At 59.4% G+C, this 17,381-nt stretch carries 14 protein-coding genes and 1 pseudogene; 7 read left to right on the forward strand and 8 right to left on the reverse strand.

The genetic code is table 11. From position 1 onward, the window contains the following. The 3 genes from QVG21_RS07565 to trkA all read right to left on the reverse strand — a co-directional run bounded on the left by QVG21_RS07565 (position 1) and on the right by trkA (position 3,531). Entirely contained in the window at positions 1-612 is a 612-nt protein-coding gene (locus QVG21_RS07565; protein WP_251214648.1) for a deoxynucleoside kinase, read from the reverse strand. An 84-nt stretch (positions 613-696) separates the two neighbouring features. After that, entirely contained in the window at positions 697-2,175 is a 1,479-nt protein-coding gene (locus QVG21_RS07570; RefSeq protein ID WP_251214647.1) for a GH3 auxin-responsive promoter family protein, read from the reverse strand. A 15-nt stretch (positions 2,176-2,190) separates the two neighbouring features. Further along, entirely contained in the window at positions 2,191-3,531 is a 1,341-nt protein-coding gene (trkA, locus tag QVG21_RS07575) for a Trk system potassium transporter TrkA (protein ID WP_251214646.1), read from the reverse strand. A gap of 128 nt (positions 3,532-3,659) precedes the next feature. Here trkA and QVG21_RS07580 point away from each other — a divergent pair, with 128 nt between their 5' ends. Beyond that, on the forward strand, positions 3,660-3,920 hold the full coding sequence (locus QVG21_RS07580; RefSeq protein ID WP_251214645.1) for a hypothetical protein: 261 nt from the start codon (positions 3,660-3,662) through the stop codon (positions 3,918-3,920). Positions 3,921-4,461: 541 nt separating this feature from the next. Here the strand turns inward: QVG21_RS07580 and QVG21_RS07585 are convergent. The 4 genes from QVG21_RS07585 to QVG21_RS07600 form a co-directional block, all read right to left on the reverse strand. Next, complete coding sequence (locus QVG21_RS07585) at positions 4,462-4,923, reverse strand: PepSY-like domain-containing protein (RefSeq protein WP_251214644.1); 462 nt, start codon at positions 4,921-4,923, stop codon at positions 4,462-4,464. 83 nt (positions 4,924-5,006) lie between these two features. Continuing rightward, on the reverse strand, positions 5,007-6,431 hold the full coding sequence (locus QVG21_RS07590; RefSeq protein WP_287923701.1) for a DEAD/DEAH box helicase: 1,425 nt from the start codon (positions 6,429-6,431) through the stop codon (positions 5,007-5,009). A 112-nt stretch (positions 6,432-6,543) separates the two neighbouring features. Beyond that, positions 6,544-7,884, reverse strand: a complete 1,341-nt coding sequence (miaB, locus tag QVG21_RS07595) for a tRNA (N6-isopentenyl adenosine(37)-C2)-methylthiotransferase MiaB (RefSeq protein ID WP_287923704.1) — start codon at positions 7,882-7,884, stop codon at positions 6,544-6,546. A gap of 100 nt (positions 7,885-7,984) precedes the next feature. Continuing rightward, positions 7,985-8,974, reverse strand: a complete 990-nt coding sequence (locus QVG21_RS07600) for a YitT family protein (RefSeq protein ID WP_251214641.1) — start codon at positions 8,972-8,974, stop codon at positions 7,985-7,987. Between the two features lie 1,076 nt (positions 8,975-10,050). On the opposite strand from QVG21_RS07600, the gene plsY reads away from it, so the two are divergent. The 5 genes from plsY (at position 10,051) to QVG21_RS07625 (ending at position 15,906) form a co-directional block, all read left to right on the forward strand. Then, positions 10,051-10,752, forward strand: a complete 702-nt coding sequence (plsY, locus tag QVG21_RS07605) for a glycerol-3-phosphate 1-O-acyltransferase PlsY (RefSeq protein WP_287923706.1) — start codon at positions 10,051-10,053, stop codon at positions 10,750-10,752. 73 nt (positions 10,753-10,825) lie between these two features. Further along, positions 10,826-12,526 (forward strand): AMP-binding protein, encoded by a 1,701-nt coding sequence (locus QVG21_RS07610; RefSeq protein ID WP_287923709.1) that lies wholly within the window; start codon positions 10,826-10,828, stop codon positions 12,524-12,526. 284 nt (positions 12,527-12,810) lie between these two features. Then, positions 12,811-14,079: an ATP-binding protein gene (locus QVG21_RS07615; RefSeq protein WP_325362598.1), complete on the forward strand. Its 1,269-nt coding sequence runs from the start codon at positions 12,811-12,813 to the stop codon at positions 14,077-14,079. 38 nt (positions 14,080-14,117) lie between these two features. Then, entirely contained in the window at positions 14,118-15,170 is a 1,053-nt protein-coding gene (locus QVG21_RS07620; RefSeq protein WP_251214638.1) for a sensor histidine kinase, read from the forward strand. Beyond that, positions 15,163-15,906 carry a LytR/AlgR family response regulator transcription factor gene (locus QVG21_RS07625; RefSeq protein WP_287923715.1) on the forward strand — a complete coding sequence of 248 codons (744 nt, stop codon included), beginning with the start codon at positions 15,163-15,165 and terminating at the stop codon, positions 15,904-15,906. Before QVG21_RS07620 ends, QVG21_RS07625 begins: the two co-directional genes overlap by 8 nt. On the opposite strand, the gene QVG21_RS07630 is transcribed toward QVG21_RS07625, so the two are convergent. Further along, on the reverse strand, positions 15,901-16,377 hold the full coding sequence (locus tag QVG21_RS07630; RefSeq protein ID WP_287923718.1) for a type I restriction enzyme HsdR N-terminal domain-containing protein: 477 nt from the start codon (positions 16,375-16,377) through the stop codon (positions 15,901-15,903). The genes QVG21_RS07625 and QVG21_RS07630 overlap by 6 nt on opposite strands. Positions 16,378-16,558: 181 nt before the next feature. Here QVG21_RS07630 and QVG21_RS07635 point away from each other — a divergent pair. After that, positions 16,559-17,381 (forward strand): annotated as a pseudogene (locus QVG21_RS07635) (glycoside hydrolase family 2 TIM barrel-domain containing protein); the annotation flags it as partial.

Consider the following 17,381-nt stretch of genomic DNA (forward strand, 5'->3'; position numbering starts at 1 on the left):
CTATTTCACACCGAGGGCGTCGATGCGGGCGCAGATACGCTCGAACACGGCGGCGTCCGAAACGAAATCCTCGTGGTCCTTGTCGATGACGAGCATGTCGCCCTCGTAGATATTATCGATCCAATGATTGTACTTGTTGTTGAGCCGCCGCAGGTAAGCCTCGTCGATATTCATCTCGTAATCGCGCCCGCGCTTGCGAATCTGCGATATGAGCGTCGGAACGCCGGCCCGGAGGTAAATCAGCAGGTCGGGCCGCGGAATCAGCGTTGTGATGAGCCGGAAAATCTTCATGTAGGTCTCGATGTCGCGCGACGACATGAGCCCCATTTCGTGGAGGTTGTCGGCGAAGATGTGGGCATCCTCGTAGATGGTCCTGTCCTGGAAGATGATGCCCTTCCGGCTGTCGCCGAGCATCTCCATGGTCTGCTGGATACGGCTCCCGAGGAACGAAATCTGAAGGTTGAACGACCAGCGGTTCATGTCGTTGTAGAAGTCGCCGATGTAGGGGTTGTCGCTCTCTTCGTAATAGGCTTTGGCGCAATAGCGCTCGGTCAGCATTTGGGTCAGCGTGGTCTTTCCGCTTCCGATGTTACCGGCAATGGCAATATACATTAATTAAAAATTAAGAATTAAAAATTCAAAATCATGCGGCGGCGTTCAGGTCGGCACGTTCCAGCAACCTTTCATGGCCGGGGTTCAAACTTGCGCGCTTTCCGACACGAACTTCAGCAGGTCGTCGGCCACGCGGCGGTCGTTGACCAGCCGCGGCACCTTGTTCTTGCCGCGGGACTGCATCCAGCCCATGAAGGTCCCCGGCGCCACGACCGTCAGGTGCTGACGCTCCAGGGTGGTCTGCCGCTTGGCGTCGTAATCGGAATTGACGCTGCGCAAGGCCTCGTCGAGCGCCGCGGCGAACCGCTCCAAGTCGTCGGGCTGCCGGCCGAACTCGACGAACCACTCGTGGGCGCCCCGCTCGCTGAGCGACATGTAAAGCGGCGCCACGCTGTACTCCGTGACGACGGCCCCCGTGCGGGTGCAGGCTTCGGCCAGGGCACGGTCGGCGTTTTCGACTATGAGCTCCTCGCCGAAGACATTGATGTACTGACGCGTACGCCCGGCGAAACGGATGCGGTAAGGGTCGGTCGACGTGAACTCCACGCGGTCGCCGATTTCGTAGCGCCACAGCCCGTTGTTGGAGGAGATGATCATGGCGTAACTGCGGCCCGGCCGAACCCCTGCCAACGGCAGGACGGTATGTCCGTCGCGGAACTCGAAATAAGTGCCGTAATCGAGCATCAGCAGCATGTCGTCGCGCTGCGGGTCGTCGGCCAGCGCGAAGAAGCCCTCCGAAGCGTTGTAGGTCTCCATGTAACGCATGCCGGGCGAAGGAATCAGCGCCTCGAACGAACGGCGGTAGGGAGCGAACTCGACGCCCCCGTGGGCGAACAGCTCCAAATCGGGCCACACCTCCAGCAAGTTGCTCTTGCCGGTGAACTCCAGCACGCGGCGCATCAACGCCAGATTCCACGACGGAACGCCGGCGAACGCCACGATATGCTGCCCGGAACACTCGCGGGCGATAGCCTCGGCCTTGCGGTCGAAATCGGAGATGATGGCCGTAGAACTCCTGGGAGCCCGGATCCCGCGGCTGAGGAAAGCCGTCTCGTGAATCAGCAAGGCCGAGAGGTCGCCGACGAGGTTGCGCCCCTCGCGGCGGCACGACCCGCCCAACGTGAGGGTCTTGCCGTCGAACATGCGGGTGCGGGGATTGGCATCGGCGACGAGCGCGGCCAGATCGCGCATGCCGAGCGTATGGTTCCACCAAAGCGACTCGCGCGTGACGGGGATATACTTGCTGCGGTCCGACGTGGTCCCCGACGACCGGGCGAAGAGACCGACGCGGCCGGGAGCGGCGACGTTGCGCTCGCCCGCGACCATGCGCTCGATCCACGGCTTGAACGAATCGTAATCGAACACGGGAACCAAGGCGCAGAAATGCGCGGGAGTCCGGGCCGCCGACAAGCCGTACCGCTTGCCGAAAGCCGTACCGAGCCCCCGGTCCACCAACTGACGGAACATCCGCTCCTGGGTCTCGGCGGGATGGCGCCGGAAACGGTCGATGGCTTTCAACCGCTGCGAAAACCAAGCCCTGCATATCGTACTGCGCAATGACATAACCCTGCTGCTTTGCTAATTGAAAAAATAACCCACCTTGCTCACCGACGCGGGCATGGCGAAAATCACCACGCGGTCGTAAGGATTGACCTCCATGTTGCCGACGGCGATGAACGCCTTGTCGCCGCGCACGATACCGCCCACGATGACGTCCTCGGGAAGCCCCCAATCGCGGATGCGCGCCTTGGTAGCGGGCGAATTGGGCTTGACGATGAACTCCAGCACCTCGGCGTCGCTGCCCGTCAGGCACTTGATGGCCTGCACGTCGGTCGACATGGTGAACCGGAAGATATTGGACGCCGTGACGAGCTTCTTGTTGATGATGGTGTCGATGCCGATGGACTCGGCGAGGTTGATGTAATTGAGGTTCTCGACCTCGGCGATCACCTTCTTGACCCCCATTTGCCGGGCGAGCATGGCGGCCAGGATGTTGGTCTCGCTGCGTCCGGTGACGGCCACGAAAGCGTCCATGTTGGCCAACCCCTCTTCGAGCATGGCCTCGGTGTTGCGCCCGTCCTCGTTGATGATAAGCGTCTTGTCGAGCATCTCGGCCAACCGGTAAGCCTTGTCGGCGTTGTAGTCGACCAACTTGATGTTGACCTCGCTCTGCAATTCGGTCGCAATCCGTATGCCGATGCGCGACCCGCCGAGAATCATCATGTTCTTGATCTCGACGTTGGAACGCCCCGAGAACTCCATGACCTCGCTCACAGCGTCCTGCCGCGCGATGATATAGACGACGTCGCCTTCGGCGAGCTGCTCGCCGCTGCGTGGGATGATGGTCTGCCCGCACCGCGTAATGGCGACGGTCCGGTAACCCAACGGCGCGTCGTCCTCCTCGGAGGCACCGGGGTCGGTGCCGACCAACGGCGAAGCGGGCTCGAGCCGGAAGACGACGAGCGAGAGCTTGCCGCTCGAAAAATCGACGTACTCGGTAGTGGAGGTATGCCCCAGGAGGTTGATGACCTCGCGGGCGGCGACCTTCTCGGGATAAAAGAGGTAGTCGATGCCCATGTCGATGAAGACCTCCTTGTTGTTGGGTTCGAGATACTCGTTGTTGTCGATACGGGCGATGGACTTCTTGGCGCCGAGCTTCTTGGCGAGCATGGCGGCGACGATGTTGACGTTCTCCTCGTGGTTGACGGCGATGAAGAGGTCGCAGCGGCGCACCGAAGCCCTGCGCAAGGTAGCGAAGGTGGTGGAATCGCCCTCGACGGTGATGACGTCGGCCAGACTGCCCACCTCCGAGAGGAGCTTCTGGTCGCTGTCGACGATGGTGATGTCGTGGCCGTGGCCGCTCAACATCCGGGCCAGATGGCTGCCCATCTCGCCCGCACCCGCTATCACGATTTTCATGGCGCTGCTTGGATTCAGGCCCGCCGCAGCCCCGCAGGCTCCGAACGGACACGATTTTGCAATTTATCTTACAAATGTATACATTTGTCGGCGAAAGCCAAAATTTCGGCAGCTAAAAATCCAATATTATGCCAACGTGGACGATAGTCGTACTTTGCGCGATAGGAGCCGTGGGATTTTTCGTGGCGGGAATGTCGCTGACGCTGATATTCAAGGGCCGCCATATCGACTCGGAAATCTCGACCAACAAGAACATGCAGCGCCTGGGCATCAAATGCGCCGTCCAGGAGACCCGCGAAGCCGACGGCACGGCCGACTGCGCCCCGGACCCCGCGCAAAACGGATGCACAGGCAACTGCGGCGCCTGCGACATACAGCACAAGCAATAGCGAAAGGCTTGCATTCGGACCGCTTGTCATTCCGCCATCCACCGCTCCTGTCATTCTGTGGCGCCTTTCCTCTGTCATTCTGAGGAGCCCTCTCCCTGTCATTCTGAGGAGGTCGCAAGACCGACGAAGAATCTAATACAAGGTCATTCTTCACTCCGTTAAGAATCTGTTTCCCTCCGAAACTTTTGCGAGCAACTCGCAGTTCCATTTTCCTTTTCTCGTACTTTCTTGTGCAAGAAAGTACCAAAGAGCCTTTGCACGGTGAAAATGGCGGCATCCGTCTTCACTCGTTCGCTGAGTGGGCACGGAAGACTACGCTGTTCCGAACACCCGCTCCGGGCGCTCACTCCCTCGACGAGCGAAACCCCGCCATTTCCACGAGTGCGGGATTTCGCAAGAGCCATTCGCGGACCCGACTGGTTAAAGCACAAGCCGGGCGCCGCGCATTACTTAACCGGGGCTTGCTAAAACGTTTTAACAACGCGCAGCAAAAAAGCGGCGGCCGTATCCCGACCGCCGCACAACAGCGAAAACCGCAAGGCTAAATCAATGTCCCGTCGGGGAGCATATCGACCTCCGCCTCCCGGCCCGAAACCGGATCGTCCAACTCGAACCTGTACCACTCGCGCGCGGGACTGGCATAATGGTCGACCTCGTCGATCCGCCAAGTCCCGTACTGCGAAGCGCGCAAGGCATCCAGCACGACGGGCGGAACTTCGCTCAGCAGAATTTCGGTCTTGGTCTGCACCCATCGGTCCGCAGCGTCGAAACGCACCTCGCGCAAAGCCGTGCCGTCGACAATGTCGACCTCCAACACGTACAGCGGATTCCGCTCCCGCTCGCCCCCGATGATGCGGGAGCCGGGATATTGCTGCGCAATGAACTCCGTCACGGCCTGCGGAAGCTGATGCGGAAGCAAGTGACGGTCGTCGTCGTGGTCATCGCAAGCCTGCATCGCTGCTGCCGAAACCAACGCCAGCAGCCAAAATAACATTTTTTTCATCCTTATCATTATTATCCGAGACATACTATCAAAAAAGCGGCCATACCGCCCGGAGAACGGCGGGAACAGCCTGCTAAAACGTTTTAATCCTCCTGGGACTGAACGGGGCGCCGATGTTTGCGCCCACCGCGATGCCGCCGCTTGCGGTCGCGCGACCCGCGGTTACCCTCGCCGCGGCCCGAAGCGTGGTCGCTGTCGGCAGGAGCGGCGGCAGCAGGATTGACGGGCTGCTCGGCCGAAGACTGTGCAGCTGCGGAACCGCCGGACTTCTGTCCGCTCCGCTTGCGCCCGCCCCGGTCGCGGCCACCGCGTCCGGAACCGGAACGCCCACGCCCGCCGCGCCCGCGGTTCTCTGAGGGAGCGTACTTGGGCCCCTCGCCCACCGACTCGGGCAGGTCGGCCTTGCGGATGTCTCGCTCGATGAACTTCTCAATCTGGTGGAACTTGCCCTGCTCGTCCTCGCTGACGAACGTAATGGCGCTGCCCGTTGCGGCGGCACGGGCGGTGCGGCCGATACGGTGGATGTAGTCCTCGGGGTCGTGGGGCACGTCGTAGTTGATGACCAGGCCGATGTCCTCGATGTCGATACCGCGCGCGACGATATCCGTAGCGACCAGGATATTGATTTTGTTGTTCTTGAAAGCGAGCATCACCTCCTCGCGCTGGGCCTGCTCCAAATCGGAGTGCATGGCGGCAACGTTGAGCTTCATGCGCTTGAGCGTATGGGCCAGCTCCTTGACCTTGAGCTTCGACGAGGAGAAGATGATGGTCTTGAAATCGGCGGGCTGCGCGAAAAGCTCGCGGATGATGCCGAGCTTCTGGCTTTCGTAGCAAACGTAGGCCGACTGGTCGATGGCCTCGTTGGGCTTGGAAATAGCGATGTTGACCTCGGCGGGATTGCGCAGGATGGTCTTGGCCAGCTCGCGGATTTTCGGGGGCAAGGTGGCCGAGAACATGATGGTCTGCCGCTCCTTGGGCATGTAGGAGACGATTTTCATGATGTCGTCGCTGAAACCCATGTCGAGCATGCGGTCGGCCTCGTCGAGAATCAGGCACTCGACGCGCGAAAGGTCGATGCCGCTGTTCTGAAGGTGCGAAATCATCCGGCCCGGAGTGGCGATGACCACGTCGGAACCCATGAGCATGCCCCGCTTCTGGACGTCCCAGCCCTTGCCGTCGCCGCCGCCGTAGACGACCGTCGTGGAGACGGGCAGATAATAGGAGAAACCCTGGAACTGCTGGTCGATCTGCTGCGCGAGCTCGCGCGTGGGCACGATGATGACCGACTTGATGACGTTGTCGGGGTTGCCCTCGATGAGCAGCCGGTTCAGAAGCGGCAAGGTGTAGGCCGCGGTCTTGCCCGTACCGGTCTGGGCGCAGCCGATGATGTCGCGCCCGGAGAGGATGACCGGAATGGTGTGCTCCTGCACGGGGGTCATCTCGCTGAAATTCATATCGTAGAGACCGTCGAGGATTTCATCCTCCAGGTCGAGTTCGTCGAATCGCATATGTCTTTTATTATTTATTTTAGATTCTTCGCTGCGCTCGGAACGACGGCATGAATGCCATGTCGGGCAAAGAGCGGACTGCGAACAATTTTTAACTCTTAATTTTTCATTTTTAATTGCCCCCGGCGACTTCCTCGCCGAACAGCGTAGCCGAAGTGCACCCCGTGATGCGCACGCGGACGTAATCGCCGATGCTGTGCGAACCGCGGTCGAAGACAACGACTTTGTTCTGCGAAGTACGGCCCGAAAGCTGGCCCGCGTCGCGCTTGGAAACGCCCTCGGCCAACACCTCGAACTCCTTGCCCACGTCGCGGAGGTAACTTTGGCGGCCGAGCTCGTTCTGCAAGGCGATGATTTCCTGCAAACGCCGCGACTTCACGTCGTCGGGCACGTCGTCGGGCAGATGCTTCGATGCGAAGGTACCGGGACGCTCGGAATATTTGAACATGAAGGCGAAGTCGTAGCCCACCTCGCGCATGAGCGAAAGGGTCCGGGCATGCTCCTCCTCGGTCTCGCCGGAAAAACCGGCAATCAAATCGGTCGTGATACCGCAGTCGGGCATGTAGCGCCGGATAGCGGCGATGCGGCCGAGGTACCACTCGCGCGAATACTTGCGGTTCATGCGTTCGAGCATCGACGTGGCACCCGACTGGGCGGGCAGATGAATCGAACGGCAGACGTTGGGCATCGAAGCCATGACCTCGAGCAAACGGTCGCTCATATCCTTGGGATGCGACGTGGCGAACCGGACGCGCAGCAGGGGCGAAACCAACGCCGTGCGCCGCACGAGCTCGGGGAAGTCGACCTCCCCGGCGCGATAGGAATTGACGTTCTGCCCGAGGAGCGTGACCTCGCGGTAACCGTTGTCGAAAAGGGTCCGGACCTCGGCGAGGATGGTCTCGGGGTCGCGGCTCCGCTCCCGGCCGCGGGTATAAGGCACGACGCAGTAGGAACAGAAATTGTTGCACCCGCGCATGATGGAAACGAACGCGCTGACGCCGTTCTTGTCGAGCCGCACGGGGGCGATTTCGGCGTAAGTCTCCTCGGAAGAAAGCAGCACGTTGATCCCCTTGCCGCCCGCCTCGGCCTCGCGGACCAAACGCGGCAAATCGCGGTAAGCGTCGGGCCCGGCGACGATGTCGACGCCCGAAGGGCCCTCGGTGAGCTTCTCCTTGAGCCGCTCGGCCATGCACCCGATGACGCCGACTATAAGCGACGGCCTGGCCTTGCGCAAACGCCGCATTTCGGCCAGACGCCCCCAGATACGCTGCTCGGCGTTGTCGCGGATGGAACAGGTATTGATGAGCACGACATCGGCCTCGTCGGGCACCTCGGTATGGACGAAACCCTCCTGCTGCATGATGGAGACGACGATTTCCGAATCGCCGACGTTCATCTGGCAGCCGTAGGTCTCGACGTAGAGCCTGCGCCCGGCACCCGCGAGGGGACGCAAGGTATTTACACTAAGGTTCAAAGTGAAAAATGAAAGGTGAAAGGAGGATTAAACATTTTAACAGATTCTTCGCTTCGCTACAGAATGACACGCAGCCGCGCTATTCGGCCTGTATCTCGTTCTTCTCGGGGAACTGCTTGAAACCCTCGCCGAAAGTCTCGTAGGCGTCGGTGACGACGACGAAAGCCCGCGGGTCGATCTCCTTGATTTTGTGCTGGACCTGCCGCACCTCCTTCCGGCTGACGACCAGGAAAATCATGTCGCGGACGGTATCGGTGTACATGCCCTTGGACTTGATATAGGTAGCACTGCGGTCCAGCTCCTCGATGATGAACTTCTTGAGCGGGTCGTGGTGGTCGCTGATGATGAAGAGCAGCTTGTCGTAGGATGCGCCGTCGAGCATGTAGGCGACCACGCGCGACGAAGCGTAGATCATCAGCAGCGAATAGAGCGTGAGCATCCACCCGTTGGACGACGCCTCGCCCGTACCGAGCCCGAAACCGATGACGGCCAAACCCGAGATGACGACGAACCCGTCGGCGAGGAAGATACCCGTGGAGAACTTGATGCCGCAGAACTTCTGCAACAGCATGCCTACGATGTCGGTACCCCCGGTCGTAGCCTGCTGCCGCACGACGAGCCCCTGCCCGATACCGACCCAGACGGCACCCATGATGCAGGTGAGCAACAGGTCGTTGGAGAGGTCGAGATGGCCGTTCAGAAGCAGCGCGGGATCGAGCGACTCGACAGCCGCCTGGTCGGGATAGACCAACCGGGTGAGGATGTTCATGAAACCGGGCGTATAGAACGCGGCCACGACGGTACGTGTACCGAAATGGCCGCCGAAAATCCACAGAGCCGTCAGCATGAGAGGCACGTCGAACATGTAACCGAACGTACCGACCTGGACCGAGGGGAAGATATTGTGCAAGACGATGCCCATGCCATAGACGCCGCCGGGAACGAAGTTGTAGGGATTGATGAAGAGGACGAAGCCCGCGCCCATGATCGAACAGCCCAGCAAAATAAGGACCCACGTGCGCCACCACGCCCACGAGCGCATCGGCTCAAGCAAAGACTTGGCATCCATAGCAACAAAAGTTTAGGAATGCAAAGGTAGTGCAAGCCGAGCGGAAAAGCAAACGGAGTTTGCATTTTCCCGAGGCGCAGCCTACCTAAACCAAGCGAAGCGCAGGTAAAGTGCAAGCCGAGAACAATGCCAAATTTATTTGAGCATTGTCGAGGCGCAGCCTACCTAAGCGAGAGTTCATCTCTCGCAAAGTAGTGCAAGCCGAGCGGAAAAGCAAACGGAGTTTGCATTTTCCCGAGGCGCAGCCTACCTAAACCAAGCGAAGCGCAGGTAAAGTGCAAGCCGAGAACAATGCCAAATTTATTTGAGCATTGTCGAGGCGCAGCCTGCCTAAACCGAAGATTCATCTTCGGAAAAATTGAAAAACAAGAGGCCTTTCTGAGAAAAGAAAGAGGAGAGGGGCTCAAAATGTCAGGACGATACGTTGCGCGGCGCCCCAGCCGGGCCCGCGAATGATTCTTGCGAAATCCCGCACTCGTGGAAATGGCGGGGTTTCGTCCGTCGAGGGAGCGAGCGCCCGGAGCGGGTGTTCGGAACAGCGTAAGTCTTCCGTGCCCGCTCAGCGAACGACCGAAGACGGATGCCGCCATTTTCACCGTGCAAAAGCTCTTTGGTACTTTCTTGCACAAGAAAGTACAAGAAAAAAGAGACTTGCGAGTTGTTCGTAAAGGTTTAGCGTAGAAATAGATTCTTTACTCCGTTCAGAATGACGGGGATGGGGAGGGGCAGGGTTTTGTTCAGATTGCTGCGTCGCTGCGCTCCTCGCAATGACGATGCTGTGAAACAGATTCTTAACTGCACTACGCTTGTTTCCCTTCTCCTTGCATGGCATAGCCTGCAAGCAGTCTCTGTACTCAGATGAATATAGAGAATAATTAATAATAGGCATTTGTCATGTTGAGCGCAGCGAAACATATGTACGCCGAGTAACAGATTCTTCGTCGCCTGCGGCTCCTCGGAATGACAGAGGGGCGGGGCATGAAAAACGCAGTTGCGGCGGTCCGATTTTCGCACCGGGAAGTCCGAATATGGAAATTTTAATTATATTTGCATAACGAACCATACCGAACCGGACTATGATACTTACGATTTATACCGCTACGACGATGATTGTGCTTGCCTATCTGCTGGGCTCGATACCGAGCGCCGTGTGGATCGGCAAGAAATACTACGGCATCGACATCCGCGAACACGGCAGCAAGAACGCCGGGACGACCAACATGCTGCGCGTGCTGGGCCGCCGTGCCGCAGCCCCCGTCTTTGCGCTCGACTTTCTGAAAGGATTCGTCGCGGTGACCGTCATCGAACTGATGCAATACGACGATCTGATCGGCCACAACGACATCATCAATCTGAAAATCGGCGCCGTGGTGGCGGCCGTGCTGGGCCACATATTCCCCATCTTCGCGGGATTCCGCGGCGGCAAGGGCGTGGCGACGCTGGTGGGCGCCGTGACGGGCATCTACCCCCCGGCCGCACTGCTCTGCTTCGGCGTCTGGATCGTGGTGCTGATGATTTCGCACTACGTATCGCTCTCGTCGATGATTGCGGGTTGCTGCTTCCCGGTCTTCACCCTTATCTCGCCCAAGGTCAACGGCTCGAAAGCCTTTGTCGTCTTCTCGTTCATCATTGCGATACTGCTGCTGGTGACCCACCGCAAGAACATCAAACGGCTGCGCGAGGGGACCGAATCGAAAATCCACATCTGGAAAACCCGCCGCACCCGCACCGACGGCCCGACGCCACCGAAAAACGACGGCGCAACACCCCGGGAATAGCCCGGTGCATGCCCCGCCGGGCAAGGGGCGATGCTCCGTCCGGTCCGGTTTTTGCGCACAAGAACTCCACGCTATGTTACAGGAAAACCTACTGAAAATCTACGAAGCGAGCTTCCGCGAAAACCGCGAGATGCCGGCGCTGACCGACTATTTCAAGGACGAGGAGTTCTCGTACTACGAAATGGCCAAGGAGATAGCCAAGCTCCACCTGCTGTTCAAGAAAGCCGGCATCAGGCAAGGCGACAAGATAGCGCTCATAGGCCGCAACAACCCCCGCTGGTGCATCACCTACATCGGCACTATCACCTACGGAGCGGTCATCGTACCCATTCTGCAAGACTTCACGCCCAACGACATCATCCACATCATCAACCACTCGGAGAGCCGCCTGCTTTTCTTGAGCGACAACTTCTGGGACGTCATCGAAGAAGAACAGATCCGCCAGATCGAAGCGGTCTTCTCGCTGACGGACTTCCAGGCGGTCTACGAACGCGACGGCAAGTCGCTGACGAAATTCCAGCGCGACATCGTCAAGAACTACCGGGCCAAATACCCGCGGGGCTTCAACATCAACGACATCAAATACCCGGAAATCCCCAACGACCGGGTGATTCTGCTGAACTACACCTCGGGCACGACGGGCTACTCGAAAGGGGTGATGCTGACGGTGAACAACCTGACGGGCAACGTGCTGTTCGCCAAGGAAGCGGTCAACACCCAGACGGGACAGCGCTACTTTCAGAAAGGCGGCCGGACCCTCTCGTTCCTGCCGCTGGCCCACGCCTACGGCTGTGCGTTCGACTTTCTGGCCCCGCTGGCCGTAGGAGGCCACATCACGCTGCTGGGACGCATTCCCTCACCGAAGATACTCATCGAAGCGATGTCGGTAGTACGGCCCACGATCATCTGCTGCGTGCCGATGATTCTGGAAAAAGTATACCGCAAGCAAGTCCTGCCGCTGCTCGAAAAAGGTCCGATGAGCCTGGCGGTGAAGATACCGCTGGTCAACGCGGCCATCTACTCGGTCATCCGCAAGAAACTGATGGACGCTTTCGGCGGCAACGTATCGATATTCATCGTGGGCGGCGCGCCGATGAACCAGGAGACCGAAGCGTTCCTGATGAGAATCCGCTTCCCGATAACCATCGGCTACGGCATGACCGAATGCGCGCCGCTTATCAGCTTCGCCCCGGACAACGAATTCAAGGCGGGCTCGTGCGGCACCTATCTGAAGAACCTGCTGGAAGTGAAAATCGAATCGCCCGATCCGGAACGCACGGCGGGTGAAATCCTGGTACGCGGCGAACACGTCATGCAGGGTTACTACAAAAACGAAGCGGACACGCAGAAGGTACTCGACGCCGAGGGCTGGCTCCACACGGGCGACATGGGCACGATGGACCCCGACGGCACGCTTTACATCCGCGGCCGCTCGAAGACGATGATTCTGTCGGGCAGCGGGCAGAACATCTACCCGGAAGAAATCGAAGACAAGCTGAACAACATGTACATGGTGCTCGAATCGCTGGTCATCGACGTGGGCGGCGGCCGTCTGCGGGCGCTGGTGGTGCCCGACTACGAACAGGCCGAGAACGAGGGCGTGGACAAAAACGACCTGCCGGGCATCATGCAGAACAACCTGGAGGAACTGAACGCCCAGCTGGCGGCCTACGAACGGGTGGCGGAAATCGTGCTCTACCCCACCGAATTCGAGAAAACGCCGAAGCGAAGCATCAAACGCTACCTGTACACCACTTCGGTGCGAGGAAAATAGCGGCCCCCGATTTTGAATCTTCCCCCGTTGCGGCCGGTTGCAGCGGGGGATTTTTGTGCTGGACATGGACTTTGCACCATAAAAATGCCAAGATAGGGAATAAAAGTGCGCCAAAACAGGGAATGAATATAAGCCAAAACGAGGAATTAAATCACGCCAAAATCGGGAATCATATTTGCTGGAGAGAAAATAATAGCTATATTTGCCACAGAAAACCAAGGCAGAAGGAGCTGCAACGGCAGCGCTCCAATGCCCCGCTGCCCATGGCAACGAAAAGACGCAAGATGAAACAAACGAACTATCTGCACCGCATATCGGACAACGTACTGCAACGCGAACTCAGCGCGGCAGGCGCCGTACTGATCGAAGGCGCGAAGTGGTGCGGTAAGACCAGCACGGCCCACCGCGCGGCCCGAAGCGTTCTGTACATGCAGGACCCCGACAAAGCAGGCACATATCGCAACATAGCCGACACAAAACCCTCGCTGTTGCTGAAAGGCGCGACACCGCGGCTGATCGACGAATGGCAGATGGCCCCTGTACTATGGGATGCCGTACGCTTCGAGGTAGACCGGCGCGACGAAATAGGCCAATTCCTACTGACAGGCTCGGCCGTACCGACCGACGGAGCGACGGCCCACACGGGCACGGGACGAATATCCCGCATGTTGATGCGCCCGATGAGCCTGTACGAATCGCTGGAGTCAAACGGCTCGGTATCGCTGAAAGAACTTTTCGACGGCCATACGGAAATCGAAAGCATGAGCGAACTGACCATCGAAAACATTGTCCAAGCCATCTGCCGCGGCGGCTGGCCAGCCGCAGTGAAGACCGGCGGCCCTGCGGCCCTGCGCATGGCGACCAACTATGTGGAAGGGGTCATCAACATGGATGTGCAACGGGTCGACGGCATAGAAAAGAACCCCGAACGGGTGCGCATGCTGCTGCGCTCGCTGGCCCGCAACGTAGCGACGATGGCCACGGCTCAGACCATCAAAGCCGATGTGGAAGCCAACGACATGACGATTTCGGAAAAAACGCTTGCGGGCTATCTCAACGCCCTGCGCCGGATATTCGTAGTGGAAGACATGCCCGCATGGCAACCCTCGCTGCGCTCGAAAACCGCCATTCGGACCGCGCAGAAACGCCATTTCGTAGACCCATCGATAGCGACGGCGGTCATGCGCACCTCGCCCGCAGAACTGCTCGAAGATTTCGAGACGTTCGGATTTCTGTTTGAATCGCTGTGCGCCCGTGATATTCGGATTTACGCACAGGCCAACGATGGTGAAGTATTCCACTATCGGGACAAGACGGGATTAGAAGCCGATATGGTTATCCATCTCCACGACGGCCGTTGGGCGGCGGTGGAAGTGAAACTGGGCAACCGCCAGATCGAAGAAGCCGCAGGACATCTGCTGGCGCTTGCCCAGCGAGTGAACACCGAAAAGATGGGCGAACCCTCGTTCCTGATGGTACTGACTGGCGGAGAATTCGCCTACCGACGCGACGACGGTGTATTGGTCGTACCGATAGGCTGTCTGAAAAACTGACCCGGCGGCAAGCCCAACTTTTTTGCTACCTTTACGACATGAAAATACAGAAGAAACAAGCCATCGGCGAAAACCTGCTCTATCTGATGGTGTGGTCGGCCATCATCCTGGTGCCGGTCCTCAACTCGCTGATGATGGCCGAACTGCACGTCAGTTTCGAGAACGTGCTGATAGCCTGGCGCCAGATTTCGCCCTATCTGCTCATCTTCTTCGTGCACAACACGATACTGGCACCGCGCTACATGCTGCGCCACAAATACTGGAAATACATTGCGGGCAACCTCCTGCTGATACTGGGCATCTTCACCCCGGTCTACTTCTTCACCGACCTGCCCGAAGCCGCGCTTCTGCCCGAGAACGAACTCCACGGCGTGTCGTTCTCGAATCTGAAAATGTACTGGAACGTGGTGCTGGCCCTCTTCATGAACGGCGCCAACTCGGCCATCAAGCTGATGTACCAGTCGATTCGCGACGAACAGCACATGGAAGCGCTCAAGCAGCAGAACCTGCAGGCCGAAATGGACTATCTGAAGTACCAGATCAACCCACACTTCTTCATGAACACGCTCAACAACATCCATGCGCTGATCGACATAGACCCCGAATGCGCCAAGAACGCCGTCATCGAACTCTCCAAAATGATGCGCTACGTGCTCTACGATTCGGGCCGCGAACGCATCTCGCTCGAACACGACATGCAGTTTCTGATGAACTACATCGAACTGATGCGCATACGCTACACCGACGCCATCGACATCCGGGTCGAATATCCGCGCGACCTCTCGGCGCAGGTGTCGATTCCGCCGCTGCTGCTGATCGTCTTCGTGGAAAACGCGTTCAAGCACGGAGTGAGCTACAACCGCCCGTCGTTCATCCACCTGCGGGTGGGCTACGACGACGACAAGGTGCTGGCGACCATCGCCAACAGCCGCCACTCCGCCCGCGACGTGCGCCACAAGGCCGGAATCGGGCTGGAAAACGTCCACAAGCGTCTCGACCTGATTTACGGCCGCAAGGGCTACACGCTCGACATCCGCGAAGAACCCGACACCTACACCGTCAAACTCGTAATCCCTGCTCTCCATGCTTAAATGTATCGCCATCGACGACGAGCCGCTGGCCCTGCGCCAGATTGCGGCCTACATAGCCAAGCTGCCCTATTTGCACTTGGCTGCCTCGTGCAACAACGCCCTCGAAGCCCAGCAGCTGCTGGCCGCACAGCCCGTCGACCTGATTTTCGTGGACATCAACATGCCCGACCTCAACGGCGTGGAGTTCGTCCGCTCGCTCACCGAACGGCCGATGGTCATCTTCACCACGGCCTACTCGGAATATGCCATCGACGGATTCAAGCTCGACGCCGTAGACTACCTGCTCAAGCCGTTCGGCTTCTCCGAATTCAGCCGGGCCGCGGCCAAGGCCAATTCGCTCCACGAACTGCGGCGCAACCAACGCGAAGCCGCACCGGAGCCGACGCCCGAAGCGGAACCCAAGGACAAGGAATACATATCGGTGAAAGCCGACTACAAAGTGTCGCTGGTGCGCATCGCCGACATCGTCTACCTCGAAAGCGAGGGCGAATACGTGCGGATGCACCTCGCCGACGGCACGGCCATCACCACGCTGTTCCGGCTCAAGAACATGGAGACGGCGCTGCCCGCCGACCAATTCATGCGCGTGCACCGCTCCTACATCGTCAACCTGCGGTGCATCAAATCCTACGTAAAGGGGCGTATCTTTCTGAGCGACACGGAGTACGTGCCCATCGGCGAGAACTACAAGGAGACGTTCCAGCACTACATAGACACCAATTTCAAGAATCTATAAATCCACGGACAGATCGGGAAAACCCGGCAGCTGAACGTAGCGCCCGTCGCGGTGTTCCCAGCAGAAGTGGCGCAGCCCGTTGGTGAGGACAATCCACCGCGCACCGAGCACCGAATTGTAGCGCATGGCCTGCGCCAGCGTCCGCTCGGTAATCGGCACGTCGGGCGCCTTGCACTCGGCGAGCAGAAGCGGCTCACCGTGGTCGCCCACGACGACGACGTCGGCCCGCTGGGGCTGCCCGTTGAGCGCCACGGCATGCTCCTCGACGATACGCTTGGCCAACACGCCGCACGCCGAGACGAGGTAGGCGATCAGATGCTGCCGCACCCACTCCTCGGGCGTGAGCACCAGATAGATGCCCCGCAGGCCGTCCCAAATCTCGACCGCATCGCCGCGGCGCCGCGCCCGCAGACGGACGGGCGGGAAATTCAGATGCGGCATGCCGGGGTTTCCGGGGGCGGAAGAATTCATGAAAGCGCTTTTTTGCATGCGCAAGATAGCGATTATTTGACGAATAATGCACATGCGGCACGGAATTTCGTCCGCCTGCGAAACGCACTTTTCGGCCCCGACCTTTCGATTTTCACCGAATATATACTACCTTCGTAGCGAAAACCTCCCGGCCGACGGCCCGGGACAAGAGACGACGATTATGCGAAAGATGCTTTCGACATGGATGGCGCTGGCCCTCTGCGGCACGCTCGGCGCACAGGAATACACCCCCTCGCAGGGGCTCGAACTGCCGCGCGGACATGTGGCGCCCTGCCCGACGCGCGAAGAAGCTGCGGCGGCCGCGGGCCGGAACAACCGCTATTTCACACGGCTCGACGGCTGGAACCGCGAGGGCGGCCGCTTCACGGCCCGCTTCACCGTTCCGTTCGCATGGGCCAACCGCCAAGTGCTGCTGCATGTGGACCACGCCTCGGGCGACTACGAGGTGCGGGTCAACGGACGGGCGGCGGCCCGCAACAGCAACGGCAGCGCACCCGCCGAATACAACCTCACGCGGCTGGTGCACGAAGGGGCCAACACGCTCGAAATCGAACTGCTGCAACCCTCGGCCACGGCGGCGCTCGAAAGCTGGCAGGAATCGCCTGCGCCGACGCTGGGCGATGCGTGGCTCATGAGCCCGCCGACGATGTACGTCCGCGACGTGCTGGTCAAGAACAGCCGCGCCCGGGCCACGGACGATTTTCTGACGGCCGAAGTGGGCATCGTAGTCAAGACGGCGGCCCTCAACCCGCGCACCTCGCGCATCTACTACGAGTTGCTCGCGCCGGACGGAACCACGGCGGCCATCGGCCACAACGACATGACGCTCGACATGCGCCGCGAAGACACGCTCCGCTTCCTGGCCCGCATCCCCGACACCCTGCAATGGAACGCCGCCCGCCCGGCACGCTACACATTGCGGCTGAAAACCCGCCACGAAGGACGCGACGTCGAACACCTGGAATTCCACCCCGGGTTCCGGA

It is taken from the genome of Alistipes sp. UBA6068 (genome assembly GCF_949428155.1).
Classification (GTDB): Bacteria; Bacteroidota; Bacteroidia; order Bacteroidales; family Rikenellaceae; genus Alistipes; species Alistipes muris.

Coding starts and splice junctions, on each gene's coding strand:
- QVG21_RS07600 (WP_251214641.1), bottom strand. CDS start 8,974: ATGGATGCCAAGTCTTTGCTTGAGCCGATGCGCTCGTGGGCGTGGTGG.
- plsY (WP_287923706.1), top strand. CDS start 10,051: ATGATACTTACGATTTATACCGCTACGACGATGATTGTGCTTGCCTAT.
- QVG21_RS07620 (WP_251214638.1), top strand. CDS start 14,118: ATGAAAATACAGAAGAAACAAGCCATCGGCGAAAACCTGCTCTATCTG.
- QVG21_RS07580 (WP_251214645.1), top strand. CDS start 3,660: ATGCCAACGTGGACGATAGTCGTACTTTGCGCGATAGGAGCCGTGGGA.
- trkA (WP_251214646.1), bottom strand. CDS start 3,531: ATGAAAATCGTGATAGCGGGTGCGGGCGAGATGGGCAGCCATCTGGCC.
- QVG21_RS07610 (WP_287923709.1), top strand. CDS start 10,826: ATGTTACAGGAAAACCTACTGAAAATCTACGAAGCGAGCTTCCGCGAA.
- QVG21_RS07565 (WP_251214648.1), bottom strand. CDS start 612: ATGTATATTGCCATTGCCGGTAACATCGGAAGCGGAAAGACCACGCTG.
- QVG21_RS07615 (WP_325362598.1), top strand. CDS start 12,811: ATGAAACAAACGAACTATCTGCACCGCATATCGGACAACGTACTGCAA.
- QVG21_RS07585 (WP_251214644.1), bottom strand. CDS start 4,923: ATGAAAAAAATGTTATTTTGGCTGCTGGCGTTGGTTTCGGCAGCAGCG.
- QVG21_RS07630 (WP_287923718.1), bottom strand. CDS start 16,377: ATGAATTCTTCCGCCCCCGGAAACCCCGGCATGCCGCATCTGAATTTC.
- QVG21_RS07590 (WP_287923701.1), bottom strand. CDS start 6,431: ATGCGATTCGACGAACTCGACCTGGAGGATGAAATCCTCGACGGTCTC.
- QVG21_RS07570 (WP_251214647.1), bottom strand. CDS start 2,175: ATGTCATTGCGCAGTACGATATGCAGGGCTTGGTTTTCGCAGCGGTTG.
- QVG21_RS07625 (WP_287923715.1), top strand. CDS start 15,163: ATGCTTAAATGTATCGCCATCGACGACGAGCCGCTGGCCCTGCGCCAG.